General features: G+C 65.4%; 22 protein-coding genes. 4 read left to right on the top strand and 18 right to left on the bottom strand.

Features of this window, described 5'->3' with window-relative positions:
* The first annotated feature begins 2 nt into the window (after nucleotides 1-2).
* Genes NIBR502772_RS05005 through NIBR502772_RS04995 form a run of 3 tightly spaced genes read left to right on the top strand, consistent with a single transcriptional unit; the run spans nucleotide 3 to nucleotide 2,976 of the window.
* Nucleotides 3-1,109, top strand: coding sequence for an iron chelate uptake ABC transporter family permease subunit (locus tag NIBR502772_RS05005; protein ID WP_141139328.1), 1,107 nt, complete (start codon nucleotides 3-5; stop codon nucleotides 1,107-1,109).
* Complete coding sequence (gene fepG / locus NIBR502772_RS05000; RefSeq protein ID WP_141139327.1) at nucleotides 1,106-2,155, top strand: iron-enterobactin ABC transporter permease; 1,050 nt, start codon at nucleotides 1,106-1,108, stop codon at nucleotides 2,153-2,155. The genes NIBR502772_RS05005 and fepG overlap by 4 nt, the downstream gene beginning before the upstream one ends.
* Nucleotides 2,152-2,976, top strand: a complete 825-nt coding sequence (locus NIBR502772_RS04995; protein WP_141139326.1) for an ABC transporter ATP-binding protein — start codon at nucleotides 2,152-2,154, stop codon at nucleotides 2,974-2,976. The genes fepG and NIBR502772_RS04995 overlap by 4 nt, the downstream gene beginning before the upstream one ends.
* Before the next feature lie 81 nt (nucleotides 2,977-3,057).
* On the opposite strand, the gene NIBR502772_RS04990 is transcribed toward NIBR502772_RS04995, so the two are convergent.
* The 4 genes from NIBR502772_RS04990 to NIBR502772_RS04975 form a co-directional block, all read right to left on the bottom strand.
* On the bottom strand, nucleotides 3,058-3,480 hold the full coding sequence (locus tag NIBR502772_RS04990) for a DUF3151 domain-containing protein (RefSeq protein WP_141139325.1): 423 nt from the start codon (nucleotides 3,478-3,480) through the stop codon (nucleotides 3,058-3,060).
* A gap of 2 nt (nucleotides 3,481-3,482) precedes the next feature.
* Nucleotides 3,483-4,502 (bottom strand): class II fructose-bisphosphate aldolase, encoded by a 1,020-nt coding sequence (fbaA, locus tag NIBR502772_RS04985; protein WP_056348649.1) that lies wholly within the window; start codon nucleotides 4,500-4,502, stop codon nucleotides 3,483-3,485.
* A 126-nt stretch (nucleotides 4,503-4,628) separates the two neighbouring features.
* On the bottom strand, nucleotides 4,629-5,885 hold the full coding sequence (locus NIBR502772_RS04980; RefSeq protein WP_141139324.1) for a lipase family protein: 1,257 nt from the start codon (nucleotides 5,883-5,885) through the stop codon (nucleotides 4,629-4,631).
* Between the two features lie 146 nt (nucleotides 5,886-6,031).
* On the bottom strand, nucleotides 6,032-6,715 hold the full coding sequence (locus NIBR502772_RS04975; protein WP_141139323.1) for an RNA methyltransferase: 684 nt from the start codon (nucleotides 6,713-6,715) through the stop codon (nucleotides 6,032-6,034).
* Between the two features lie 61 nt (nucleotides 6,716-6,776).
* Here NIBR502772_RS04975 and NIBR502772_RS04970 point away from each other — a divergent pair, with 61 nt between their 5' ends.
* Nucleotides 6,777-7,607 (top strand): HAD-IIA family hydrolase, encoded by an 831-nt coding sequence (locus NIBR502772_RS04970; RefSeq protein WP_210412389.1) that lies wholly within the window; start codon nucleotides 6,777-6,779, stop codon nucleotides 7,605-7,607.
* Here the strand turns inward: NIBR502772_RS04970 and NIBR502772_RS04965 are convergent.
* The 14 genes from NIBR502772_RS04965 to NIBR502772_RS04900 all read right to left on the bottom strand — a co-directional run bounded on the left by NIBR502772_RS04965 (nucleotide 7,604) and on the right by NIBR502772_RS04900 (nucleotide 26,016).
* Nucleotides 7,604-8,644 carry an alpha/beta fold hydrolase gene (locus NIBR502772_RS04965; RefSeq protein WP_141139321.1) on the bottom strand — a complete coding sequence of 347 codons (1,041 nt, stop codon included), beginning with the start codon at nucleotides 8,642-8,644 and terminating at the stop codon, nucleotides 7,604-7,606. The two genes, NIBR502772_RS04970 and NIBR502772_RS04965, sit on opposite strands and share 4 nt — an antisense overlap.
* A 70-nt stretch (nucleotides 8,645-8,714) precedes the next feature.
* Nucleotides 8,715-9,287: an orotate phosphoribosyltransferase gene (pyrE, locus tag NIBR502772_RS04960; RefSeq protein ID WP_141139320.1), complete on the bottom strand. Its 573-nt coding sequence runs from the start codon at nucleotides 9,285-9,287 to the stop codon at nucleotides 8,715-8,717.
* 10 nt (nucleotides 9,288-9,297) lie between these two features.
* Nucleotides 9,298-10,587, bottom strand: a complete 1,290-nt coding sequence (locus tag NIBR502772_RS04955; RefSeq protein WP_141139319.1) for an FAD-dependent oxidoreductase — start codon at nucleotides 10,585-10,587, stop codon at nucleotides 9,298-9,300.
* A gap of 151 nt (nucleotides 10,588-10,738) precedes the next feature.
* Nucleotides 10,739-13,006: a gluconokinase, GntK/IdnK-type gene (locus tag NIBR502772_RS04950; protein ID WP_141141941.1), complete on the bottom strand. Its 2,268-nt coding sequence runs from the start codon at nucleotides 13,004-13,006 to the stop codon at nucleotides 10,739-10,741.
* A gap of 56 nt (nucleotides 13,007-13,062) precedes the next feature.
* Complete coding sequence (manD, locus tag NIBR502772_RS04945; RefSeq protein WP_141139318.1) at nucleotides 13,063-14,292, bottom strand: D-mannonate dehydratase ManD; 1,230 nt, start codon at nucleotides 14,290-14,292, stop codon at nucleotides 13,063-13,065.
* 45 nt (nucleotides 14,293-14,337) lie between these two features.
* Nucleotides 14,338-15,768 carry a glucuronide transporter gene (gene uidB, locus NIBR502772_RS04940; RefSeq protein ID WP_141139317.1) on the bottom strand — a complete coding sequence of 477 codons (1,431 nt, stop codon included), beginning with the start codon at nucleotides 15,766-15,768 and terminating at the stop codon, nucleotides 14,338-14,340.
* A gap of 261 nt (nucleotides 15,769-16,029) precedes the next feature.
* Nucleotides 16,030-17,466, bottom strand: a complete 1,437-nt coding sequence (locus NIBR502772_RS04935) for a mannitol dehydrogenase family protein (RefSeq protein ID WP_246848698.1) — start codon at nucleotides 17,464-17,466, stop codon at nucleotides 16,030-16,032.
* Complete coding sequence (gene uxaC, locus NIBR502772_RS04930; RefSeq protein WP_141139316.1) at nucleotides 17,463-18,869, bottom strand: glucuronate isomerase; 1,407 nt, start codon at nucleotides 18,867-18,869, stop codon at nucleotides 17,463-17,465. The genes NIBR502772_RS04935 and uxaC overlap by 4 nt, the downstream gene beginning before the upstream one ends.
* 81 nt (nucleotides 18,870-18,950) lie before the next feature.
* Complete coding sequence (locus NIBR502772_RS04925; protein ID WP_141139315.1) at nucleotides 18,951-20,012, bottom strand: LacI family DNA-binding transcriptional regulator; 1,062 nt, start codon at nucleotides 20,010-20,012, stop codon at nucleotides 18,951-18,953.
* Between the two features lie 107 nt (nucleotides 20,013-20,119).
* Nucleotides 20,120-21,286 (bottom strand): Gfo/Idh/MocA family protein, encoded by a 1,167-nt coding sequence (locus NIBR502772_RS04920; protein WP_141139314.1) that lies wholly within the window; start codon nucleotides 21,284-21,286, stop codon nucleotides 20,120-20,122.
* A 92-nt stretch (nucleotides 21,287-21,378) separates the two neighbouring features.
* The gene (locus NIBR502772_RS04915; protein ID WP_246848697.1) at nucleotides 21,379-22,239 is read right to left on the bottom strand and encodes a sugar phosphate isomerase/epimerase; all 861 of its coding nucleotides are present in this window, start codon (nucleotides 22,237-22,239) and stop codon (nucleotides 21,379-21,381) included.
* 47 nt (nucleotides 22,240-22,286) lie between these two features.
* Complete coding sequence (locus NIBR502772_RS04910; protein WP_305775670.1) at nucleotides 22,287-23,192, bottom strand: ATP-binding cassette domain-containing protein; 906 nt, start codon at nucleotides 23,190-23,192, stop codon at nucleotides 22,287-22,289.
* Complete coding sequence (locus tag NIBR502772_RS04905) at nucleotides 23,189-25,078, bottom strand: dipeptide/oligopeptide/nickel ABC transporter permease/ATP-binding protein (protein ID WP_141139313.1); 1,890 nt, start codon at nucleotides 25,076-25,078, stop codon at nucleotides 23,189-23,191. The genes NIBR502772_RS04910 and NIBR502772_RS04905 overlap by 4 nt, the downstream gene beginning before the upstream one ends.
* Complete coding sequence (locus NIBR502772_RS04900) at nucleotides 25,075-26,016, bottom strand: ABC transporter permease (protein ID WP_141139312.1); 942 nt, start codon at nucleotides 26,014-26,016, stop codon at nucleotides 25,075-25,077. The genes NIBR502772_RS04905 and NIBR502772_RS04900 overlap by 4 nt, the downstream gene beginning before the upstream one ends.
* Nucleotides 26,017-26,018: the final 2 nt, after the last annotated feature.

Raw genomic sequence — 26,018 nt, 5'->3', positions numbered from 1 at the left:
CCATGCAACAAGACACCATCCCCGGGGAATCACGGCCGAACGCCGGCACGCACTTCACTGTCACCGCCGCGGCTGGCGTCCCGGCAGAGATGCCGCCCAGCCCGGGCGCGGTGCGGCGGGGCAGCTGGCGGCTGGCCCTGCTGCTGGCCGCAGTTGGCGCCCTCACCGGCGCCGCGCTGCTCAGCCTCGCCATCGGCGCCAAGTCCATTCCGCTGGAGTCGGTGCTGCAGGCCTTCTTTGCCTATGCGGATACCGCGGACCACGCCATCATCCTGGAGAACCGCCTGCCGCGGACGTTGCTGGGCATCATCGCCGGGATGGCCCTGGGAGCGGCCGGCGCACTGATCCAGGCCATCACACGCAACCCGCTCGCTGACCCGGGCGTGCTGGGTGTTAACGCCGGGGCGACCTTTGCCATTGTGATAGCCGTAGGCGTCTTTGGCGTCTCCACAATGAGCGGATACGTGTGGTTCGCGCTGGGGGGCGCCGTGCTGGCAGCCGCGGCTGTGTACTTCATAGGCAGCGCCGGCCGGAACATCGTGAACCCTGTGCGGATCACCCTCGCGGGCGTGGCGCTGGGGGCGGTGCTGACAGGCATTTCCTCCGGGCTGACGCTCATTAACCCCCGGGCCTTCGACCAGCTGCGGTCCTGGAGCATCGGCTCGCTGGACAGCCGGTCCATGGACGGTGTCCTGGTGGCGGCGCCGTTCATCGGGGCGGGCCTGCTGATAGCCGTGGTCACCACCCGTGGCCTGAACGCGGTGTCGCTGGGCGACGAACTGGCCACCGCGCTGGGTGCCAACTCGAACCGGACCCGCATCCTGGGGCTCGTCGCCATCACCTTGCTCAGCGGTGCAGCCACCGCCGCGGCCGGCCCCATCGGCTTCATCGGCCTGATGATTCCGCATGTGGCCCGCTGGCTGATCGGGCCGGACCAGCGCTGGATCATGGCGTACACCCTGGTCCTTTCACCACTGCTCCTGCTGGTTGCTGATGTCCTGGGCCGGGTAGTGGTACCCGGCGAGCTCCAGGTGGGCATCGTGACATCCTTCATCGGCGCGCCCGTGCTGGTGGCCCTCGCCCGGCGCCGGAAGGCCAGTGCACTGTGAGCGTCGATTTCGGAAAAACCGCCTGGCAGATCCGCACCCCCGGCGGCGGAATCAGCCTCCGCATCAGCCGCAGGACAGTCGCCGTGGGCATTCCGGTGGTACTCCTCACCATCGCGGTATCTGTCATGGCCCTCGCCAGCGGCGCACTGGAGATCAGCGTTGAGCAGGTCCTGCGCGCCTTCACGGGGACAGCGGAAAGCATGGCCCAGACCGTCGTTATGGAATGGCGGCTGCCGCGTGTCCTGATGGCGGTGCTGTTCGGCGCGGCACTGGGCGTGAGCGGCGGAATTTTCCAGTCGCTGACCCGCAACCCACTGGGCAGCCCGGACATCATCGGATTCAACACCGGAGCCTACACAGGCGCGCTGCTGGTCATCCTGACCATGGGAGGCAGTGCCATTCAGATCGCCGGCGGCGCACTGGTCGGCGGGCTGTTGACTGCCCTGGGCGTCTACCTTCTTGCTTACCGCCGCGGCATCCAGGGTTTCCGGCTGATCATCGTGGGCATCGGCGTCAGCGCCGTGCTGGCCTCGGTCAATCACTGGATCGTGCTGCAGGCTGAGCTTGAGGTGGCCATGAGCGCCGCCGTCTGGGGCGCGGGGTCCCTCAACGGCATCAGCTGGGAGCAGGCCTGGCCCGCGGCAGCCGTCATCGCCGTCGCACTCCTTGCCTCGGTCTTCGTGGTGCCCTCCATGCGCACCTTGGAACTGGGCGACGACGCTGCCAGGGCACTGGGAGTTCGCGCCGAACCGGTGCGGATCGCCCTGGTGGTGCTCGGCGTCGGACTTACCGCCGCCGTGACCGCAGCCGCCGGTCCCATTGCCTTCGTTTCGCTGGCCGCCCCGCAACTGGCCCGCCGGATGACCGCCAGTGCCGGTATCGCCCTGCTGCCGTCGGCCCTGGTCGGGGCGCTGCTCCTGGCAGCCAGCGACTTCGCGGCACAACGCCTGTTTTCGCCCATTCAACTGCCCGTGGGCGTCGTCACCGTATCCATCGGCGGTATTTATCTCATCTGGCTGCTGGCCAGGGAAGCGAGGAAGTCGTGAGCATCTCCACCAAGGCTCCCGCGCAACTGCAGGCCCGCGGGCTCAGTGCAGGGTACGACCGGAAAATCGTCAGCAGGGAACTTTCCCTCGCCATCCCCGACGGCCGCTTCACCGTCATCGTGGGACCGAATGCCTGCGGCAAGTCGACGCTGCTGAAAACCCTGGCCCGCCTGATCAAGCCGCACGCCGGCGAGGTGGTCCTCGACGGCCGCTCCATCTCCGCCATCCCCGCCAAGGAACTGGCCCGCACGTTGGGCCTGCTGCCGCAGTCGTCCATTTCCCCCGACGGCATCACCGTGGCCGAGCTGGTGGCCCGCGGCCGCTTTCCGCACCAGAAGCTGCTGCGCCAGTGGAGCAAGGAGGATGAGGCGGCCGTAACGGAAGCCATGGCCATGACCGGCGTGACCGCGCTGTCCGCCACGCTGGTGGACGAGTTGTCCGGCGGGCAGCGGCAGCGCGTCTGGGTTGCCATGGTGCTGGCCCAGGAAACCCCGCTGCTCCTGCTGGATGAACCCACAACGTTCCTGGACATCGCCCACCAGATCGAGCTCCTCGAACTTTTCCGCGAACTGAACCGCACCCGTGGCTATACCTTGGTGGCGGTACTCCACGACCTCAACCACGCCAGCCGTTACGCGGACAACATCGTGGCCATGAAGGACGGGCGGGTAGTGGCCGAGGGCGCGCCGGCCGACGTCATTACCGAGAAACTGGTGGAGGAAGTCTTCGGGCTGCCCTGCCGCGTCATCGAAGACCCCGTCTCGCTCACCCCGCTGGTCATCCCGCTGGGCCGGCCAGCACATGCCGAAATGGCCGGGTAGGTTTCGCTCCCCAACCGCCGGAAATTACGACGGCGGGCGGCCACCTTTCTGAAAAGGTGACCGCCCGCCGTCGTTCTTCTACTACTTACCCTCGATGGCTGCCTTGGCTGCCGGGTCCGAGTCGTTAAGGAACTTCTCGATGCGTTCCGGTTCCTCGGCTTCGCCGATGGCCGCGGACGCGCGGCCCAGCGAGTAGAGCGCGCGCAGGAAGCCGCGGTTGGGTTCGTGCTCCCACGGGATGGGGCCCACGCCGCGCCAGCCGTTGCGGCGCAGGGAGTCCAGCCCGCGGTGGTAGCCCACGCGCGAGTAGGCGTAGGAATCGATGGTGCGGCCCTCAGACCACGCCTCCTCCGCCAGGACAGCCCACAACAGCGACGACGTGGGGTGCTTTTCCACCAGGTCCAGGGCTTCGGCGCCGGCGTCCAGCTGCGCGTAGACGTCGGTCTCGGCAGGCAGGAGCGTTGGCTCCGGGCCCATGAGGTTCTTGCGGAACTCGTCGGACATTCCTAGAAGGTCTTTCCAGCAGAACCCAGCTGCTTGGTTGCCTCGACGACGCGGGCGGACAGGCCCGCCTCGGCGGAGGCACCCCAGACGCGCGGATCGTAGAGCTTCTTGTTGCCCACTTCGCCGTCAACCTTAAGCACGCCGTCGTAGTTCTTGAACATGTGGTCCACCACGGGACGCGTGTACGCGTACTGGGTGTCGGTGTCGATGTTCATCTTGATCACACCATAGGAGACGGCGTCGGCGATCTCCTGGTCGGAGGAACCGGAGCCGCCGTGGAACACGAGGTCGAACGGGCTGTTCTTGCCGAGTTTGGCTCCCACTTGGGCCTGGATGTCCTTGAGGATCTCCGGGCGCAGCTTCACACCACCGGGCTTGTACACACCGTGCACGTTGCCGAAGGTCAGGGCCGTGATGTAGCGGCCGTTCTCGCCGGCGCCGAGGGCTTCAATGGTGGCCAGAGCGTCCTCCACCGTGGTGTACAGCTTGTCGTTGATGGCGTTTTCCACGCCGTCTTCCTCGCCGCCCACGATGCCGATTTCAACTTCGAGGATCATCTTCGCGGCGGCGGTGCGTTCCAGCAGTTCGCGCGCGGTGCTGAGGTTCTCGTTGAGCGGCTCGTGCGAACCGTCCCACATGTGCGAGTTGAAGATCGGGTTGCGGCCGGCCTTGACCTCGGCCTCCGAAGCTGCGAGCAGCGGCAGGACAAAGCCGTCCAGCTTGTCCTTGGGGCAGTGGTCGGTGTGGAGGGCAATGTTGACGCCGTAGTTCTTGGCAACTTCCCGGGCGAACGCGGCGAAGCCGAGCGAACCGGCCACCATGTCCTTGGTGGCCGCGCCGGACCAGTAGGCGGCTCCGCCGGTGGACACCTGGACGATGCCGTCGGACTCAGCCTCGGCGAAGCCGCGCAGTGCGGCGTTCAGCGTCTGCGAGGAGGTGACGTTGACGGCCGGGAATGCATAGCCTCCGGCCTTGGCACGGTCGATCATCTCGGAGTAGATCTCTGGGGTTGCAATGGGCATGGTGACTCCTATGCTGAGTTTTCGTCTATGGGTTGTGACCCTGGAGAGTAGACCTCTTACGGCTAGCAACCATCCTAGCCATTTCTGTGCAGGGGCAGTGTTTCGGGTCACGCGGGCCGGTAACACTTAGCCGTACAGCCAGCAGTTGCTCACTGCGGACCGGTTTGAGAAGCGGTGCTCCAGGAAGATGAACGCCTGCGGGATGGCGGCCGCGTAGCCGCCGATGTGGGTGGCCCCGGCCGTGACATCGAAATACACCGACGATCCGGCGGCGCACCAGCGCTTGGCCAGCTGCCTGCCTTGGTCGTAGGGGATGACGTCATCGAGGACGCTGTGCGAGAGCAGTACGGGGACCTGCGGCGCCCGGCCGTTGCCGATCGTCTGTGCGGCAACGACGGTTTCTAGCTCGGGAAGCTCCAGCAGCGAGCTCAGCTTCTGCCCCGAAACCGTGAGCTGCGCGGTGTTCAGGAAGCCGCTTGAGGCGAGCGACTGCAAAGTGCATTCGTTGTCTGTCGCCGCCAGCTTCGCCCGCCCTGCGGCGTTGAGGTGGGGGCTCAGGTCCAGTCCGCCGGCGGCGCCCATGCCCGTCACCGCGTAGAGCAGGAACCCGGTGTACAGGCCGCCGTCGAGGTTTCGTCCAACGGCGGGAAGGTCAGCGGGGACCGCCCCCGCGTACGCGCCCTTAAGGTTCAATTCCGGAGCGTATTGGGGTGCAAGCTCGACGGCGGCTGCAGAGGCGCCGCCGCCCTGGGAGTAGCCGGCCAGCGCCACCGGGCCGCCGGGGACGATCTGAGGGTTCCCCAACCGCTGGGCGGCACGGGCGGCGTCGAGGACGGCGTGTGCCTGCGATTCGCGCGCCATGTAGGTGTGGCTGCCGGCCGTGCCGAGACCCTCATAGTCGGTCACCGCTACGGAGTAGCCCCGCGCCAGCAGCCCGGCAATGAAGATCCCCTCGTATTCCTCGCCGGTGGCCATGGCCCGGGACGGTGCGCATTGGTCCCCCTGCCCCTGGGTTCCGGCGGCGTAGCTGACCAGCGGACGCGGGCCGGACCCGGTCCAGGCCGCGTACGGCACCAGCACTGTGCCGGTCACGGCGACAGGCGCTCCGGAACTGTTCACTGACCGGTACATGATGCGCTGCACGGAGGCCTGGGCCCGGATGGTCTTGGGGGGATCGACATAGAAGACAGACGGCTCCGTCCGGACCAGGTCGCCGTTGTTGGCCGGAAGCGAGGCGGGGGTGCTGTAGAAGTCGAGCGGGTTGGCCGTCGTCGCCGGCGTTAGGGCAGGTGCCGGAGCGGCTTGGGCCACCGCGCCACAACCGAAGGTGAGAACCGCGGCCAACACAATGGCCGCACAGACGCGTACAGAAGGATGCTTCATTGAACCTCCAGTCAGGGCCACACTCGCCAGTGAGTGTGATCCAGCCACATGCTACTGGCGGGTAACTTGTGGGCCTAGGGATTCGCGAAGATTACCGATAGTTTCGTCTCGGATTCAACGCCGGGGCCAGCCGCGCCTGCAGCGGGTCAGACGGGCTGGCTGAAGACGTGCCGGCGGATCCAGGCGTGCATGGCGATCGCGGCGGCGGAGGCGGCGTTGATGGAGCGGGTGGAGCCGAACTGCTCGATGGACAGGGTGGCCAGGGCCGCCTCGTGGACCTCCGGCGTCAGCCCGGGCCCTTCCTGGCCGAACACCAGGACGCAGTCCTTGGGCAGCTCATACGTCTCCAGGGGCACGGAGTCGGGGAAGATGTCGATCCCGATGATCGCGAGCCCCTCCCCCTGCGCCCACACCACAAAGTCCTCCACGGTGGGGTGGTGGCGGACGTGCTGGTAACGGTCGGTGACCATCGCCCCGCGCCTGTTCCACCGGCGTCGTCCGATGATGTGGACTTCCTTGGCGAGGAACGCGTTGGCGGTGCGCACCACGGTGCCGATGTTGAGGTCGTGCTGCCAGTTTTCGATGGCGATGTGGAAGTTGTGCCGCTTCGAATCGAGGTCCGCCACGATCGCGTCATGCTTCCAGTAGCGGTACTGGTCCACCACGTTGCGGCGGTCGCCGTCAGCGAGCAATTCCGGATCCCAGTGGTCACCAGCGGGCAGCTCACCGTCCCAGGGCCCGACGCCGACCTCCGCCTTTGGCTCCGGCGCCTCCCCGGGCGCTGGCTCCTCGACTGGAATCGGAAGAGGTTCGACTGGGTTTCCGGGCATTTGTTTCACCCCTCAACACTAGACTGGACCACTGGAGCATTCATCACCGGCGGAGGTAAACGTGGCAGAAGCAGACCAGGTACAGGGTTCACCGGCGGTTTACCGCAGCGGCCAGGAGATCGAATGCTGGCTGACAGACATGGACGGCGTACTCGTCCACGAAAACCAAGCCGTCCCAGGGGCCGCCGAACTGATCCAGCGCTGGGTGGACACGTCCAAGCGGTTCCTGGTGCTGACGAACAATTCGATCTTCACGCCCCGCGACCTGGCCGCCAGGCTCCGGGCCTCCGGGCTGGAGATCCCCGAGGAGAACATCTGGACGTCCGCACTGGCCACGGCCACCTTCCTCAAGGACCAGGTGCGGGGTTCCGGCTCCGGGAACCGCGCCTACACCATCGGCGAGGCAGGGCTGACGACGGCGCTGCACGAGGCAGGCTTCATCCTCACCGACCAGGACCCGGACTATGTGGTGCTCGGCGAAACCCGTACGTACTCCTTTGAGGCCATCACCATGGCCATCCGCCTGATCCTGGCCGGGGCCCGCTTTATTGCCACCAACCCGGACGCCACCGGCCCGTCCAAGGACGGCCCGATGCCCGCGACGGGCGCCATCGCCGCGCTCATCACGAAGGCCACCGGCCGGGAACCGTACATTGTGGGCAAGCCGAATCCCATGATGTTCCGGTCCGCCATGAACCAGATCGATGCGCACTCCGAGACCACGGCCATGATCGGGGACCGGATGGACACCGACATCATCGCCGGCATGGAGGCAGGCCTGCACACGGTCCTGGTCCTCAGCGGCATTACGCAGCGCGAAGACATTGCCGCCTATCCGTTCCGGCCCAACCAGGTGCTGAACTCCGTGGCCGACCTGAAGAACCAGATCTAGAAGACCGTCACCTTCGAGCCGCCGCGGGGCAGCGGAAAAAAGTCGTCCATGAGCCGCTCCACGATGGGCCGGTAGATGAGCGGATTCCAGCCCGGGCTCGCGTGCGCCGGCAGGGCACCGTCCGTTTGCAGGTCCATCGAGACCATGTGGGGTTGGAACGCTGCCGACCACGCGTCCTTGGCCGTCTGGTACCGGACTGTGCGGTCCTTCGGGTTGCCGATGTACGCCATCCGCGTGGCGCCGAGCTTGTCCACAAACCGGTTTCCGTCGAAGTGGTAGATGTAGGCCGACTCGGACTGGATGAGCACACTGGACGGGGCGATCGGCGACAGCTGCTCCATGGTCTGGTCCAGGATCTGCCGCCAGGTCCGCTCGTCCTTGTGGATGACGCGCTCCCCCAGTTCGTAGCTGCCACGGACCACGGACGGGACCCGGAAGCCGCTCTCATACAGGAACACCACGCCGTCGAACCAGCTCTCGTCCAGCACGTCGCTCCGGCTGTAGGGACTGGAGTCCAGCAGGATGAAGTCAACCTCCACGCCGTGGAATTCCCTGAGCCGCGCGGCCACCTGGGTGGCCACCATGCCGCCGAAGCTGTGGCCGTAGAAAAAAAGCTTGGTCAGCTTTTTCGCCCGGACATGTTCGATGACGGCGATCACCACCTCGTCGATGTCCAGCCCTAGGTTGGAATAGCCGACGGCAGCCAGCTGGCCGCGCTTGTTCAGCGCACCACGCATTGCGTTCAGGATCCAGAGCGCCTCTTCCCAGCTTGTTTTGTAGCCGGGGAAGAGGAACCAGCTGGCGTTCGGGTAGTAGGCGTCGGCGAAGTCGTCCGCGACCTGCAGTATCCGGTTGACCTGCCGCTCCGCCTGGACATGGCGGGTGACCAGCATGTCCGCCGCCAGCAGGGCCGAGGCGCCCGTGCCGGCCAGGAACCCGCGGCGCGAAAACCGCTTGAGTGCGGCGGCATTGGCCAGCAGCCGGGCTTGATGAGCTCCTGGCTGTTCCTGCGGATCTGCTTCCCCCCTGTACGGCACACCTCTACCGTAGCCACAGCGGAAGCCGCCGCTGCAACCCCGGGGCCGTGAAACCCCTGGCGTGAACCCGCTAGGAGAGGCCCAGCTCGTCCTTGCCGAAGGCGAACAGGTAGGGCACGCCGGTCTCGGCTTCGATCTTTTCCTTGGCACCGGTGTCCCGGTCCACAATGACGGCCACGGCCACCACGTTGCCGCCGGCTTTCCGGACACCCTCAACAGCGGTGAGGGCGGAGCCGCCTGTGGTGGACGTATCCTCCAGCACCAAGACCTTGCGGCCGTCAACCGACGGACCTTCAACCTGGCGGCCCATGCCATAGGACTTCTGGGCTTTGCGGACCACAAACGCGTCCACGGTGCGGCCGGCGTCCACCGCAGCGTGCATAACGGCGGTGCCCACGGGGTCAGCACCCATGGTCAGGCCACCCGCGCACTCAAAGTCGATCCCGGCGTCGTCCGTCAGCGCCAGCATGACCTGGCCCACCAGCTTGGAGGCCTCATGGTGCAGCGTGATGCGGCGCAGGTCGATGTAGTAGTCGGCCTCGGCGCCGCTGGACAGGATTACCTTGCCACGGACCACGGCAAGTTCCTTGATCAGTTCCAGCAGGCGGGCACGGGCAGCGGCAGCGTCAAGAGGGGAAGTCATGGTGTCCAGTTTAGTGGTTCCCCGATTTGTGACGGCGCGCCAAACCGGGCGGCTTTGCTGCTTGCTGCTGCTGAACGGGGCGGGCGAAGGACGGTGCATGTTCCGGGCGGGGTCCGAACGCGATGAGCCGCGGCATCAGCCGCCGGACCATCGGGGCGTGCCGGACGACAAACAGCAGGGCCCGCGGGGGCTCCGTCCTCCTTCCGGCGAACAATGGGACGAACACTGCGCGGTGCAGCATGCGCTGCACCGTCTGGACAACCACGGTGGGCATCCTGCGCCTCCGTTCCACTCCGGCGAGATCCTGCACGGATACGTGCCCCCGGAGCAGTGCCGGCGCCAACCGGCCCGCTGCCGCTACCGCATCCTGGATGGCAAGGTTGATGCCCACGCCACCCACCGGGGACATGGCATGGGCAGCGTCGCCAATGCACAACAGCCCGTCCACGTACCAGCGCCGCAGCCGGTCCAGCCGCACATCCAGCCAGTGCAGGTCCTCCAGGGACCGAATCGAATCCACCCGGTCAGCCAGGTCAGGACGCAGTCCGGAAACGCGCTGCCTGAAGCGTTCCACGCCCTCGGCCCGGATCCGCGCGTCTTCTCCCTTGGGGCCGAGATATCCCATCTGGTAATAGTCGTCACGGAACAGGGCGATCATGGCTTCCCGGTCTCGGAATGCCGGGACGATGCCCGCCACGGCGCCCTTCTCCGACGCATGGCGCGGAAGCCTGAACCACCACGTGTCGAAGGGGACGGGGTAGTTCGTTGGCTTCAGCCCGGCGGCCCGGCGCAGCACTGAATGGCGCCCATCAGTGGCCACCACGAGGTCCGCAAGGAGTGCTCCTTCACGGCCGTCGTGTGTGCGGTAGCGCACGCCGGCGACACGTCCGCCGTCGAACATTAACGACGTTGCTTCGTGTTGCATCAGGAGCGTGAAGGTGGGTTCGCGCGCGGCCTCCGTGGCCAGGAAGTTCAGGAAGTCCCACTGCGGCATCATGGCAATGTAGTTGTACGGGGGCTTCAGGGACGCGAAATCCCCGAACGTGACCAAGCCGGCGCCCGGGATGGGGATGGCAACGTTGTTCAGCCTGCTCTGCGGAAGCTGACGGAAGCTGTCGCCCAGTCCCAGTTCGTCGATCAGCCTGATGGTGGAGGCATGCACGGTGTCGCCGCGGAAATCCCGCAGGAAGTCGCCATGCTTTTCGAGGACCGTGACCTTCACGCCTGCCCGGGCCAGCAGCAGCCCCAGCATCATGCCCGCCGGCCCTCCGCCCACAACGGCGCACACCGTTCGCTCCATGCACTAACGGTACGCCGCACGTGTCGTGGCCGCACTCGCCTGGATTGGGACGCGGAAATGGCCCTGTGACGCAGAAATGGAACGGCGCTACGCGTATCCGCGTAGCGCCATTCCATCTGCGAGTCGTCAGCCTAAAACCGCAGCGATAACCCTAGAGCCGCGTGTCGAAGGAATCGCAGAACACGTTCTCGTTGAACGTCCCCTGGAACTCCGACTTGCCCATGATCTTCTCGATCGTGGCGCGGATGGCCTCCACAGTTCCCGCATGGGCGTGGATGGCGGTCTTGACCATCGGCACGTCGATGAGGTGGTTGGGCTGGTTCAGCGACACAAACACCGTGGGAACCTCGGTAACGTACCACGGGATTTCCGCGGCCATCGGGGTGGACCACTTGATCCGGATGGCCGCTTCCTGGGCAAAGCCCTTGACGTTCGCGAAGACAAACGCGGCGTCGTACTTGTCCGCGTAGTCGCCGGTGGCTTCCTCGGAGATGATGGACATGAAGTTCACGCCCGTCTCCCCCGCGGCTTCGCGCTGAGCGGCGGTTTTGAACAGGTGCACCTCGAAGCCGGCTTTTTCCAGCTCGTCCTTGACCGTGTCCAGGTACGCCAGCGGGTCCGCCCGGGTGAAGTCCGAGCCGCCCGAAATGCCGTACAGGCGGATCCGCTGGTGCGTTTCCGGCCGGATGGGCAGGTTGTTGGCAGTGTCCTTGACCAGGGTGACGGTCTTGTCCGCGATCTCCGCCGCGATGGCCCGGTGCGCCTCGCTGCCGATCACAGCGAGTGCTTCCACCGGCGGAACCAGTTCGTTGCGGTCCTTGAGGTGCAGCCCCAGCGAGGCCTTGAGTGCCAGGATGCGGCGCAGGGCGTCATGCAGGCGCTGCTCCGTGATGACGCCGGACTTGTAGCCGTCCAGCATGTACTGGAAGTCTTCGTCGGCGTTGCGGAAGAACAGGAACATGTCGCAGCCGGCGGCAATGGTCGCAGGAACCAGGTCCTTGCGCTTCATGGCCTGGGTGAGCCCGATCATCTGCGAGGCATCCGTGAGGATGAGCCCGTTGAAGCCGAGCTCGCCGCGCAGCAGGTCCTGGAGCAGCTCCGGGGCCAGGGTGGCGGGCAGGATGTCCTTGTCCGCCAGGCCCGGGCGGAAGTGCCGGGAAAGTTCCGGCGCGCCGATGTGCCCGATCATGATGGACTGCACGCCGTGCCCGATCATTTCGCGGTACACGTGGCCGTACGTCTTGTTCCACTCGTCGTAGCCGAGGGTGTTGTAGGACGTGACCACGTGCTGGTCGCGCTCGTCCATGCCGTCGCCCGGGAAGTGCTTCATGGCACAGGCAGTGGGTGATTCACTGATGCCGTCGAAGTACTCCTTGGCCCGTTCCACCACGATCTCCGGCGTGTTGCCGAAGGCCCGGGTGGAGATGACCGTGTTCCGCCAGTTGTAGTGGATGTCCACAATCGGGGCGAAGGCCCAGTTGCAGCCCAGAGCTGCGGTTTCAACGCCGGCAACCTGCCCCATCTGGCGTGCGATGGACTTGTCCGGGTGCGAACCTGCCTGCAGATGCGTAGACACAAACGTGCCGTCATCGCAGCTGCCTGCGCCACCCATTTCCGGGTTGGACGCCACCAGCAGCGGCACCTTGGACTTCGACTGCGCGTGCCGGATGTGTTCCTGCACGGCGGCGGACGGGCCCGGCCGGTACCGCATGCCACCCACGTGGAAGTTCTCCAGCACACCATCGAGATACTCCGGGGAGTAGTCGTTGTTGTGGTTGATGAAGAGCTGCCCGATCTTTTCCTCAAGCGTCATCGATTCCAGGGTGGTGTTCACCCAGGTGATCGCTGCGTCGTCGAGGTTGAACGGCGCGGCCTGGAGGTCGACGTCGAACTGGCGCCCTGGGGTGCCAGTGGCACCATGGGCGGGGCTTCCGACGGCGGCAGTCACCGCAGCTGCGATGCCCGCCAGCGCGTCGGCCACGACCTGGTCCACTGGAGCGGCGATGTCCACCACAAAGCCTGCCTCATCGGCTTCCAACGCTTCGAGGGTGGCCAGCTGGGATTCGAGCAGCGCGGGCGGCATGAAGTGCCCGGAGCGGCCTTCAGTCCGTGCCCTGAGAACCTCTTTGCTGCCGTGCAGGTGGAGGAACACCGTATCCGGCGCCTTGGCACGGATGGCGTCGCGGTAGCTGCGGCGAAGAGCCGAGCAGGCCAGAACCAGGCCGCCCTTGGCAGCTGCCAGTTCATTGCCCACCGTGGCGAGCCACGGCCAGCGGTCCTCGTCGGTCAGCGGAGTGCCCGCCGCCATCTTGGCGACGTTCTCCACCGGGTGGAGGGAATCGCCGTCGAGGAACTGGACGCCCAGCTCGCGGGCCACCAGGTCACCGATGGTGGTCTTGCCGCAGCCGGAGACGCCCATCACGATGACGCGGGGACCTGTAGCTCCTCCTGCTGGGGCGGGCGATGTCGCGGCGGTCACCAGTCGTGCACCGTTCCGTCCACCAGGCGGTTGTACGGCAGGTAAGCCTGCTGGTACGGGTACGCTGCCGCGGCTTCCTCGTTGAATTCGACGCCGATGCCGGGCTTGTCGCCCGGGTGCAGGTAGCCGTCCTTGAAGGTCATGGACTGCTCGAAGACCTCGTTGGTCTTGTCCGAGTGCTGCATGTATTCCTGGATGCCGTAGTTATGGATGGCCAGGCCAACGTGCAGCTGCGCGGCGAAGCCCACCGGGGAAATGTCCGTGGGGCCGTGGAAGCCGGACTTGATCTGGTACTGGGCGGCGAAGTCCATGACCTTCTTCAGCGGGGAGATGCCGCCGAAATGGGTGGAGGCTGCGCGGACGTAGTCGATCAGCTGTTCCTTGATCAGGGTCTGGTAGTCCCACACCGTGTTGAAGATTTCACCGATGGCCAGGGGCGTGGTGGTGTGCTGGCGGACCAGGCGCAGGCCCTCCTGGTTTTCGGCCGGGGTGCAGTCCTCGAGCCAGAAGAGGTCGTACGGTTCCAGGGCCTTGCCGAGCTTGGCGGCCTGGATGGGCGTCATGCGGTGGTGGCCGTCGTGCAGCAGCGGGATTTCCGGGCCGAACTCGTTGCGCACGGCTTCAAAGACGGTGGGCAGGTGGCGCAGGTAGGCGCGGGTGTCCCAGTCCTCTTCCTGCGGGAACGCGCCACGGCCGGCGGGTTCGTAGTCGTAGCGCTCGCCCGAGGCCTGGGCCTGCGCGGCCACACCGTAGACAGCCTTAATGCCGGGGACAGCGGTCTGGATGCGGATGGACTGGTAACCCAGTTCCAGGTGCTCGCGGACCGAGTCGAACAGCGACTCGAGGTCAGCGCCGGAAGCGTGGCCGTAAGCGCGCAGGCCGTTGCGTGAAGCGCCGCCCAGGAGCTGGTAGACCGGCATGTTCGCCATTTTGCCCTTGATGTCCCACAGGGCCATGTCCACGGCGGCGATTGCCGCCATGGTCACCGGCCCGCGGCGCCAGTAGGAGCTGCGGTACAGGAACTGCCAGGTGTCCTCGATCTTGTGCGGGTCCTTGCCGATCAGCAGCTGGGCCACGTGCTCTTTGAGGTACGCGGCAACAGCCAGTTCGCGGCCGTTCAGGGTGGCGTCACCGATGCCGGTGACTCCGTCGTCCGTAGTGATGCGCAGGGTCACGAAGTTACGTGACGGGCTTGTCACGAAGACTTCAGCGGCAATGATTTTCACGGCAGATCCTTTCGGGGACTTCTGGTCAGATGGTGGTGCTGGAAGTTAGTGGCCGGCAGTTTTGCCGGCGCCAACCGGCGTGCCGGCATCGGCAGTGGTGCCGGCGCCAGCGGCGGAGGCGTCAGCAGGTTCGCCGGCGCCCACCGTTTTGGTCCGGCGTTCCTGGATCTCGTTGAGGATTTCCGCGTGCTTGGCGTCCGTCAGTGTGTACTTGGTCATAACCAATACCGCAAGGATAGTCAGTACGGCCGGGATTGCGCCTGCGGCCAGCTGGATGCCGAACAGTGCGTCCGCTGTCTGGGCTGCCCCGGACTTGTAACCTCCCAGGGCCAGGGCGTAAGCCGCCAGGGCGCCGCCCACGGCCTGGCCGGACTTGCGGGTGAAGGAGAACAGGGCGTAGGTGATTCCCTCGGTGCGGACACCGGTCCGCCATTCGCCGTACTCCACCGTGTCGGCTTCCAGGGCCCACACCACGATGTTGACGGCAAGGACACCCACCAGGCTGATGACGAGGCCGGTGAAGCCGAGCCAGACCTGCCCGGCCGGGGCGAAGAAGATCATCGCGCCGCCGAGGACAGTTACCAGCGAAGAGTAAATGTAGACGCTTTTCTTGCCCACGTTGCGGACCAGTTTGGGCATAAAGGCGGCCAGGAAGAACGTGAGCGCCAGCTGGACGATGGACAGTACCGGGTACAGGTCCAGGCGGCCCAGGACGTCGCGCAGGTAGTACAGCTGCACAGAGGTCAGGGCGAGGTAACCGGAGAGGAAGAAGAAGGAGCTCAGGCACAGCATCAGGAGGGGCTTGTTGCCTTTGAGTGTGTCCACGCTCTGCTTGAACGTCACCTTGGGGACGGAGCGGTGCACGCGTTCCTTGGCGGTCAACGCGGTGAAGAAATACAGCGCCGCTCCGATGACCACAAAGACCAGGGTGATGGTGGTGAACATCGACTGGAGGTCGGCGCCGGGTTTGATCAGTGGTGCAACGAAGATACCCAGCGAAGAGCCCACCAGGAGGCCGCCCACCATGCGGGCCGAGCCCAGCTTTGCGCGCTCTCCCGGATCCTGCGTCATGGCGCCGGCCAGCGAGCCGTACGGAATGTTCACGAGGCTGTAAGCAAGGCCAAAGGCCGCGTAGGTGACGTAGGCGTACAGCAGTGTGCCGGATTCACCCAGCTGCGGCACGGAGAACGTCGCCACGCTCAGGAGGAGCAGCGGGATGGAGCCGAACATGATGAAGGGACGGAACTTACCGAAGCGCTTGCTGTAGGTCCGGTCAACCATCCGGCCGGCGAACACGTCAGCGAAAGCGTCAAAGAGCCGGACCACCAGCAGCAGGGTTCCGGCAGCGGCTGCGGAGATGCCGGCAACGTCCGTGTAGTACACCAGCAGGAACATGGTGGCGGTGGTGAAGGCGAGGTTGTTGGCTGCATCGCCGGCGCCATAGCCGATGATGCTGAGCTTGTTTAGCTTTTTCATGAATTGGGCTCCTTTACCCTTGCCGCCGTGTTGGCCAGCGAAAATTATTGAAATGCTATGAAGCAGTAAGTCTTTGGTGATGCCGGATTCCGCAGAATCCGCATCCGGCGGGCGTACCGCCGCGTGTTTCTCGTTGTCTGTAATCCTAGTCACTTGGCAATAGAATGGCAAGCGGTTGCCATTAATTTCTGTTGAAACTTCATGAAACACGAAACTGCCCGGTCCGGGATGCCGGACCGGGCAGTTCGAACAGCAAATAGGTCAGCCGTTGCTGGCGTCCGCCGGGAATGTGCCGAGCAGCCCGGAAACGAGTTCCACGACGGCGTCGTCCGCTGCGACGGCAGGATCCACCAGCGCCAGGACCGCCCGCACGCGCTCTGCGCCTTCCAGCTGGTTGGCCGCGGCCACTTCAGTTGCCAGCGGATCGTGGAACGTCCCGGCCGCCGCGCTGAAGTCAATCCAGGCCGCGATCATCAGTGCCGCGGCGGCACCGGACCTGCCCTGGGCGCGTTCGGCCAGGAGGACGGGCACGGCCCGCATGCGCAGCTTGGTGCTCCCGTCCATGGCAATCTGGGCCAGGTGGTGGGCAATTCGCGCATTGCTGAAGCGGGCCAGGAGGGCAGCGCGGTACGCCGGGATCTGCAGGTCCGCGCCACCGGCCGCGGCACCGGACAGGTTCGCCTCGGCTTCGTCCCAGAAGCTTTCGACGGCGGTCAGGCACTGCGGGTCCGCGAGGGCCTGCGCCACCGTGGTGTGTCCGCGGAGCTGGCCGGCGTAGGCCAGCAGGGAATGGGCGCCGTTCAAGAGCCACAGCTTGCGGTTCTCGTAGGGCTCGATATGGTCAACGAAGACCGCACCGGCATCCTCCCAGCGCGGACGGCCGGCCGGGAAGTCGCCGCTGAGCACCCAGTTGGCGAAGGGCTCAGCCACTACTGGCGAGTTGTCGCGGTAGCCGCAGGCGGCCTCGACGGCGGCGATGTCCGCTTCCGTGGTGCGCGGCGTGATGCGGTCCACGGACGTGCTGACAAAGCTGACGTTTTCATCGACCCAGGCAGCGAGCTCCGCGTCCCAGGCCTGCGCCAGACCCGCCACGGCGTTGCGGGCCACCAGGCCGTTGTTGGCGAGGTTGTCGCAGCACACAACGGCGAGCGGCCCGGCGCCGGCAGCACGGCGCGCGGCGAGCGCGAACACGAGGCGGCCCAGCGGCGTCGTCGGGTTTCCGCTGCCGGAAGCCAGCAGCGCAAGGTCGCCGGCGACGTCGGACGCCGTAGTGTCCAGCTGTCCGTCGGCACCGAGCCGGTACGCCGCTTCGGTGACCGTCAGGGTGACCACCGCGGTGGCCGGCGCCGAAAGGAGCTCTGCGAGCCGTTTTACATCCGCGCCGTCCACGGCTTCAACAATGCTGCCGACGACGGCGAAGGAGTCGCCGCTGTCGGCGCGCTCCACGAGCGTGAAGAGGCCGTCCTGCTCGGCAAGGGCAAGGGCAGCGTCCGGGCGCCGGCCGGTGAAAGCCGCAATGCCCCAGTCGGCGGCGTCGCTGGCCTGGCTGGTGTACCAGGCCTGGTGCGAGCGGTGGAACGCACCAAGTCCCAGGTGGACGATCCGCACCGGCGGTTTGGCGGCGGCGTGCGTGCTCCGGTTCAGCTGCGGAAGGGATTCCACAGCCTTGCCTGTGGCGTCGGCCTGTTCGATACTCACAGTTTGAAAACCCTTCGCGGGGAGGAATCGACGGTGTCCACGATGATTTCGTGGGCGCGGTCTTCGCTGACACGGTGCTCGGCCACGAGGCGGGCCAGGAAGGAGGCTTCGATCCGGCGGGACGCGTCGTGGCGGGCGGGGATGGAGCAGAAGGCCCTGGTGTCGTCGATGAAACCGGAGGAACGGGAGAACCCGGCCGTTTCGGTCACGGCGGAGCGGAAGCGGAGCATGGCATCCGGGGCGTCCAGGAACCACCAGGGTGCGCCCAGGTAGACGGACGGGTAGAAGCCGGCCAGCGGTGCGAGTTCGCGGGAGAAGACGGTCTCGTCCAGGGTGAACAGCACCAGGTGGAAGTCCTTGGCCGTGCCGAAGTCCTGCAGCAGCGGCCGGATGGCCTCGGTGTAGTTGGTGGCGACCGGGATGTCGTGGCCCGTATCGGCGCCGAAGGCCTCGAACGTGGGCGTGTGGTGGTTCCGGAAGGAGCCCGGGTGGATGGTCATGACCAGGCCGTCCTCCACCGACATGCGGCCCATCTGGTACATCATGTGGGCTTCGAAGGTGTTGCGGTCCTCGGCCGTGGCCTTGCCGGCGCGGGCGAGTTCGAAGATGCGCTCGGCCTCGGCGCGGTCCAGCTTGAGCGTTGCCGGGGTGGCCACACCGTGGTCTGCCGAGACCGCGCCGTGCTCCACGAAGTAGCGGCGGCGGTTTTCCAGGGCCGTGATGTAGCCCGCGTAACCGCTGGCGCCGTCACCGGCGGTTTCAACCAGGCGGTCAACGTTGGCGCTCCAGGTGGGGTGCGCGATATTGAGGTAGGCGTCCGGGCGGAACGTCGGCAGGACGCGGCCGTTGAAGCTGGAGTCCTCGGCGATTGCCTTGTGGCTGGCGAGGGTGTCCAGGGGATCGTCCGTGGTGGCCAGGACCTCGATGTTGAAGTCCTTGAAAAGCTGGCGGGGGCGGAAACCGGGCTCCACGAGCTTGGCGGCGATGGCGTCATAGCTGGCATCGGCGGACATCTCGCCCAGGTCTGCGCCCAGGTTGAAGACACTGTCGAACTGATGGCGCAACCAGTAGCCGGAGGCCGTGCCCTCGAAGAGCGGCCAGGCCTCCACGAACGTGTGCCAGATTTCGCGTGACTCGGGCGCGGTGGGACCGCCGGCCCGCAGCTTGTCCAGGGACGCGCCGTTGGCATGAATCAGGCGCGTGACGTAGTGGTCCGGACTGACGAGCAGCGCTGCCGGGTCAGGGAACGGGGTGTTGTGCTCGATGACGGCGGCGTCAACGTGGCCATGCGGGGAGATGATGGGGAGGTCCTGCACGCGCGCCAGGAGGTCCCGCGCAATGCTGCGCGTTCCTGGGTCGGCGGGCAGGAGCCTGTCTGGGTTGGCAGCAATCGACTGTGACATAGATCAATAATCTGCCGGGCGCCGAGTTTTGTCAACCGGTTGCCATGATTTGCCAAACGATGGAATGGGCCCTGCCCGGACTCACTTCGCGGGCAGGATCCTACCGCTGGACCCGCGCAGCACCAGCTCAGTCTCGACGCTCAAGGTGCCGGACTGTTCCCCGCTTCCGTGAAGAAAGTCCAGCAGGCGCTTGGCGGCTGCCTCGCCGCACTCCCCCAGCGGCGACCGCACGGTGGTAAGCGGTGGCGTCGTGAAATCCGCGCCGAAAATGTCATCAAAGCCGATGATGCTGATGTGGTCGGGCACCACCACGCCGGCAGCCTGAAGCTCCTGCATGAGCCCAATGGCCAGCAGGTCGTTGTACGTCAGGACCGCGGTGGCGCCGCTGGCGCGGACATCACGCGCAGTCTTCCGGCCGCCGTCGACCGTTGGTTTCGTGGATTCGAGCCGCACTGCCTCGAGCCGGGACCAGTCGCAGGCTGCCTGCACACCCTCCCACCGGCGTTCGGACATCCAGGATTCCGGGGGCCCCGCCACATAGGCAACCTTCGTGTGGCCGTTGGCGGCCAGGCTGCGGACCGCCTCGCTGATCCCCTTGTTGACGTCCGGCACCACGCACGGCACGCCCTCCACCTCGCGGTTGATGACCACCACGGGTTTGTCTTGGGCCAGGGCGCGGATGTTGTCATCGTCCATGCGCGGGCTCGCCAGGATAAGGCCGTCCACGGTGGCCATGAGCCGCCGGGCGGCAGTCAGTTCAGTTGCCGAGGACTCCGCCGACTCGGCGAGCACCAGGGTGTAGTCCCGGCTGGTTGCAGTGGTCTCGGCGCCGCGGATGATGTTAAAGAAGGTGGGGTTGGTAATGTCCGCGACGATGAGGCCGAACGTATTGGTCTTGCCCGTGGGAAGCGCGCGCGCGAACGGATTGACCTGGTAGTTCAGCTCGGCGGCCGCATCCTCGATGAGCTTTTGTGTTTTGGAGCTGACCCTGCCCGGTTTGCTGAGCGCCCGCGAAACCGTGGACGCGTTGACGCCGGCCCTCTTGGCGATGTCGTAGATGGTGGCGTTGGATTTGCCGTCGCGGCCGTGCTTTTTGACCGACCCCGTTGATGGGGCGGCGTCCGGCGTTTGGGGTTCAGTCACCGCCCCATCCTAACGATGAAACCACTCAAGCAGGTCGCAGCTGTGGCCGTTTTGATGGTCCAAAACGGCCACAGCTGCTACCTCAGCTTCGCTGCTGACCCGGGACGTTACGTGCGCTGCGGGAACTTGCCCTCTTCGGCGATGCGCTTATTGAGCTCGGCGAGGAACTCGTTCTCGTCGAAGTCCAGTCCAACTTCCTTACCGGTCCAGGCGGAGAGGTGGATGGCGTTGGCCAGGCGGACTCCGTTGATGCCGTCCGAGCCCGGAGCCAGCAGCGGTGTGCCGTCCAGGATGTTTGCGGCGAAGTTCTCCAGGACACCGGCGTGCTGCCCACCCCAGACGGACTCAAATTCGATGACCTCGGTGGTGTAGTACTGCTCCGGGTTCAGCTCGCCCATAAAGAGCTTGCGGACATCGTCCATGCCCATGCCGTCGCTGAGTTCGCGCTCCGGCTTGTGCAGGCGCGTCACGGTGGCGGTCTTGCTGCCCTCGACGACGATCTTGCCCTGGTCGCCCAGGATCTCGAAGCGGTCAGTCCCGGTCAGATCGTGCGTGGCGGTGACAAATACGCCGGTGACGCCGTCTCCGTAGTCAACTACTGCGGTGACTTCATCTTCGACGGCGATGTCGCGGCGGAAGCCGAAGGAAACCTTGGAGTAGACGGACTTCGGCACGCCGCAGATCCACTGCCACAGGTCCAGCTGGTGCGGAGCCTGGTTGACCAGGACGCCGCCACCTTCGCCGCCCCACGTTGCGCGCCACTCGCTGGAGTTGTAGTAGCCCTGGGGGCGCCACCAGTTAGTGATGATCCAGTTGCTGCGGCGGATCTTGCCGATCTCGCCGTTTTCCACAATCTCTTTGAGCTTCTTGTACAGCGGGTTGTTGCGCTGGTTGAACATGATGCCGAAGGAGAGTTCCGGCTTGGAGGCCGCGAACTCGTTCAGTTCCTTGACCTGCTTGGTGTAGACGCCTGCCGGCTTCTCCACCAGCGCGTGGATGTTGCGCTTGAGAGTCTCGATGCCCATTTCCGGGTGCAGGAAGTGCGGCACGCAGGTCACGACGGCGTCAACGTCTCCGCTTTCCAGCATGGCGATGTAGTCGTCATAAAAGGGAGCGTCCGGGTACGTGGCGGAGGCGAGTTCCTTCTTGGCCGGATCGGTGTCGCAGATGGCCCCGATCACCATGTTGGGGACCATGCCGTCCGTGATGAACTTGGCGTAGGCGCCGCCCTGCTGGCCCAGGCCGATGATGCCGAGGCGTACTTTCTTGCTCACAGTTATTTATCCTTCTTCGTTGGTGGGCTTGTGTTCCGTCGGTTGAGCTTGTGTTTCGTTGGTTGAACTTGTCGAAACCAGAAGCGGTCTGGTTAGAAGAGTTCGGACTGGCCCATGGCAACCAGGTTGTCGTAGGAGGTCTGCAGCGCTTCCCAGACCGTGCGGCCGTAGAGTTCGTCCTGCTCCACCAGCAGGTACTGCGCGCCGGCGGCCTGCGCGGCCGGGATGATGGAGGCGAAGTCGAGGTTGCCTTCCCCAACTTCGGCGAACTGGACGACGTTCTTGAACTCCGCCATGAATCCGGCGACGTCCCCTGAGTCCAGCAACCCGAAGGCCGACTCGGGCAGTTCGCCGATGCGGTAGTCCTTGAGGTGGACCATGGCCGTGCGGCCGGCGTACTTCTCGAGGGTACGGACCGGGTCCAGGCCGCCGCGCTGTACCCAGTGCACATCGATTTCCATGCCCATGGCCGGGGAGTTCTCGGCGATGATGTCCAGCATGTACTTGCCGTCGAACTTCGCGAACTCGATGTGGTGGTTGTGGTAGTACAGGCCCAGGCCCTGCTCCTGCAGCCGTTCGGCGTATTCGTTGGCCTGCTTGGCGAAGTCAACCACGGCGCCGATCGACTTCATCGCGGGGAACGGCAGCATGCCGATCCGCAGCAGTTTCGAATCCAGCCGCTTGGCATCGTCCACAATCTTGTCGAAGTGCTCTGCCAGGGAGTCGCCGGGCCGACCTTTGGGGGTTTCCATGGCCACGGACAGGGCCGCGATGTCCATGCCCAGCTCGCTGCGGGAGCGGTCCAGCTCGGCGACGTTTTCCGGCGTCATCGGGATCTGGGAGATCTCGACGGCGTTGTAGCCGATCCCGCTGACCTTGCGGAGCGTTTCGAACGCCCCGATTTCGGTGAAGCTGTCCTTCAGCATCATTGCCTGTACGCCAATTTTGGCCACTTTTTCCTCCATGGTTTGTTCGCTGTTGTATAAAGTCTGGTCCGGCCTTAGGCGGGGACGCCAGCCTGTTCGGCCTGTATGCGCTGCTCTTCAAGCAGCCGGTGCCGGTCAGCGCGGCGCTTTTCCTGGCGGTCCGGGTCCGGCACCGGGGAAGCGAGCAGCAGCCGCTGGGTGTAGGGGTGTTCGGGGTCGCGGGTGACGACGTCGGCCGGGCCCTGCTCCACAATTTCTCCGCGGTACATCACGGCTACACGGTGGCTGATGTGGCGGACCACGTCAAGGTCGTGGGAGACAAAAAGGTAGGACACCCCGGTGTCTCTTTGGATCTGCAGGAACAGATCCAGGACCCGTGCCTGGGTGGAGAGGTCCAGGGCACTGACAGGCTCATCACAGACGATGAGCTTCGGGGACAGGGCCAGTGCACGGGCGATGGCCACGCGCTGGCGCTGGCCACCGCTGAATTCCCGCGGGAGACGGTGGATGGCGTCTGACGGCAAGCCCACCTGGTCCAGGAGTTCTTTGACACGCTTCTTGGCTGCTGCTTGTTCCATGCCCTGGACGCCCAGCGGTTCGGCAAGGATGTCTCCGATCTCCAGGGCGGGGTTCAAGGAGGTGTACGGATCCTGGAAGACCACCTGCATGTCGCGGCTCAGGACGCGGCGCTGTTTGCGTGTGGCGTGGCTGATGTCCTGGCCTTCGAAGGTGATCTTGCCGCCGCTCACGGGCGCGAGTCCCAGCACAGCCCGGCCGAGGGTGGTCTTGCCGGAGCCCGACTCCCCTACCAGGCCCAGGGTCTCGCCCTGGCCGATGCTGATGTTGATATCCGTCAGGGCACGGAATTTCCGTGCCCTGAACCCCTTGCCGGCGTACTCCACCACCAGGTTGTCCACCCGAAGAAGTTCTCGGCGTGCCGGGGCTGACTCCGCGGCGCGCAAGGCTGCAGTTTCGGTCACAGTACGTTCTCCTTGGCAGTTGACGACGCAGTTGCAGACGCGGTGGCGGGCACGAGCATGGACATGGGTTCCTTGCCTTCGAGCATGGATGCCAGCAGGGTCTGGGTGTAGGTTTCCTTGGGTTCGCGCAGGATGTCCCGCACGGGGCCTTCCTCCACCAGCCGGCCGTTCTGCATGACCACTACACGGTCGCAGAGGTCAGCCACCACGCCGAAGTTGTGGGTCACCAGGATGATGCCGACGCCGAGCCGGCGCTGGAGATCCCGCAGCAGGTCCAGCACATCGGCCTGGACCGTAACGTCCAGTGCCGTGGTGGGCTCATCGGCAATGATGAGGTCCGGTTCGCAGCTGATGGCGCCGGCAATCAGCACGCGCTGGGCCATGCCGCCGGAGACCTCGTGGGGGTACGCCCTGAAGGTCCGGTCCGGGCTGACGATGCCGACGTCGGACAGCAGCTTCATGGCCCGCACTGTGGCCTCTGCCTTGGAGATTCCCAGGACACGCACCATGGGCGTCACCAACTGGTAGCCAATAGTGAACGCGGGGTCCAGGTTGCTCATGGGTTCCTGCGGGATGTAGGAGATGCGTTTGCCGCGCAGCTTGGAGAGTCGTTCCTGGTTCACCTTTTCGTCGCCTGGCGCGACGGTGTAGTTGCCATCGAACTGGATGGCCCCGCCCACGATGCGTGCGGTGTCCGGCAGCAGGCCCAGGATGGAGAAGGCGGTCTGGGACTTACCCGAACCGGATTCGCCCACGATGCCGAGGATTTCGCCGCGATCCACATGGAACGAGACGTCGTCCACGACCTTCTTGATGGATCCGTCCGCCTGGGGGTAACCGACGCCGAGGTTGGTCACCTTCACGAGGTGGTGTTCGGTTCCGGCCTCGACGGCGGCGATGGTCTTGCGCGCTGACTTGGCGGCGCTGGCTGCGGCAGCATCTTCGGCCTGATGGGCTTTCTGCCTGCGGTGCTTGATCTTTTCGCCGTCTTCGAGGGCGTCGCGGATGGCGTTGCCCAAGAGGACAAGTGCACCGATGGTCAGCGCCATGGCAAATGCAGGCCAGAAAAGCAGCGTCGGGGTGAGGTAGACGTTCTTGAAGCCTTCGCTGAGCATCACACCCCAGGTGGCCTTGGCCGGATCGCCCAGGCCCAGGAACTCGAGTCCGGACTGGATGGCGATGGCGACGCCGGCGATCGCGGCCGTCTGGATGATGATGGGCGCGCGGACCACGGAGAAGATGTGGCGGGTGATGATGCTGAGGTCTGACAGCCCGGAGACGCGGGCGGCATCAACGTAGAGCTCGTTGCGGACCGACTGTACCGCTGAGCGCGTCAGGCGGAAGTAGGAGGGGCTGATCAGCACACCGAACGCGATCATGGCAATCCAGACTGACGGACCGAAAGCGGCCCGGATAGTCAGCAGGACGATCAGGCCAGGCAGGCTCATGAGGATGCTGACCACCCAGTTGGAGACGGCTTCGAACTTGCCGGCGTAGTAGCCGGCCACGAGGCCGGCGGGCAGGCCGATCGCGATGGCGACGGCGGCGCACAGGAGCGCAGAGCTGAGGGTCAGCTGCGCCCCGAAGAGCAGCCGGCTCCAAACGTCACGGCCAGAGCTGTCAGTGCCCAGGATGTTAACCGCGTCGGGGGCTGCGAGAGTCTTGGAGATGTTGGCGAAGTTTTCATCGAACGGGGCCAGGACATCGGCGAAGACGGCCATGCCGGCCATGGTCAGAAGGATGGCGATGGCGATGATGCCCATGGGATTCTTAAACAGCCGTTTGAGGACTGTTGACCGGACGACAGTTCCGGTCTGGCCTGACGTACCCGGTGCAGTTGTACCGGGTGCGGGTGTCAGGGCTGAGGTTTCGACGGACTCGGTCACGAGGCACGCACCTTCGGGTTAAGCCAGCCGTTGAGCAGGTCAACGATGAGGTTGACCACAATGACAACGGCGACGGTGTACATAACAACGCCCATGACCACTGGCTGGTCACTCTGGCTGGTGGCGGCTACGGCCAATGGCCCCATGCCGGGGAGAGCAAAGATCTGCTCGATGATGACCACACCGCCGAGCATGCCGATCAGCTGCAGGCTGAGCACGGTTAGTCCCGCCGGGGCGGCGCTTCGCAGGACGTGCTTGAACAGGACCTCGCGCTCACCGATGCCGCGGCTGCGCAGTGTGCGCACGTAATCGCGTTCGAGCTGCTTGATGACGGCGCTTCGGATCTGCTGGGCACCGCCGGTCACTCCGTTGATCAGTAGGGCGATCACCGGAAGGGTCAGGGAAAGCACCCAGGCGTCCGCGCCGACACCGGGCGAGATGGTACTGGTGGCGGGGAAAAGGCCCATCTGGATAGCAAGGATGGTCACCAGGATGATGCCGATGACAAAGCCGGGGACGGAGTCGCCGATGATGGCACCGATCTGGACCACGCGGTCCACCCAGCCGCGCTTCACTGCAGCGGCCACGCCGATGAGGGTGGCGATGATGGAGATCAGGAGCATGGCCGCAATCACCATGGTCATGGTGACCGGGATGCGCGTGGCCAGCGCGTGGGCGACGGGCTCAGAGGTGAACCAGGATGTTCCCAGATCCCCCTGTAAGGCGCCCGCGAGCCAGCTGAAGTAGCGGGTGATGATGGGCTGGTCGAGTCCCAACTCGGCTTCCTTCACGGCCAGCTGATCCGGCGTGGCCTGGTCGCCCAGGATGTTCCGCGCAATGCTGCCGCTCGATACGTAGAGCAGGGAAAAAACGAGGATCGAGACGGCGAACAGGACTACGAGTCCGCTGCCGAGGCGTTTAAGGATGAAAGTGATCATTG

The organism is Pseudarthrobacter sp. NIBRBAC000502772 (assembly GCF_006517235.1).
Lineage (GTDB): Bacteria > Actinomycetota > Actinomycetes > Actinomycetales > Micrococcaceae > Arthrobacter.
This window is presented reverse-complemented; position numbering and strand designations above follow the sequence as displayed.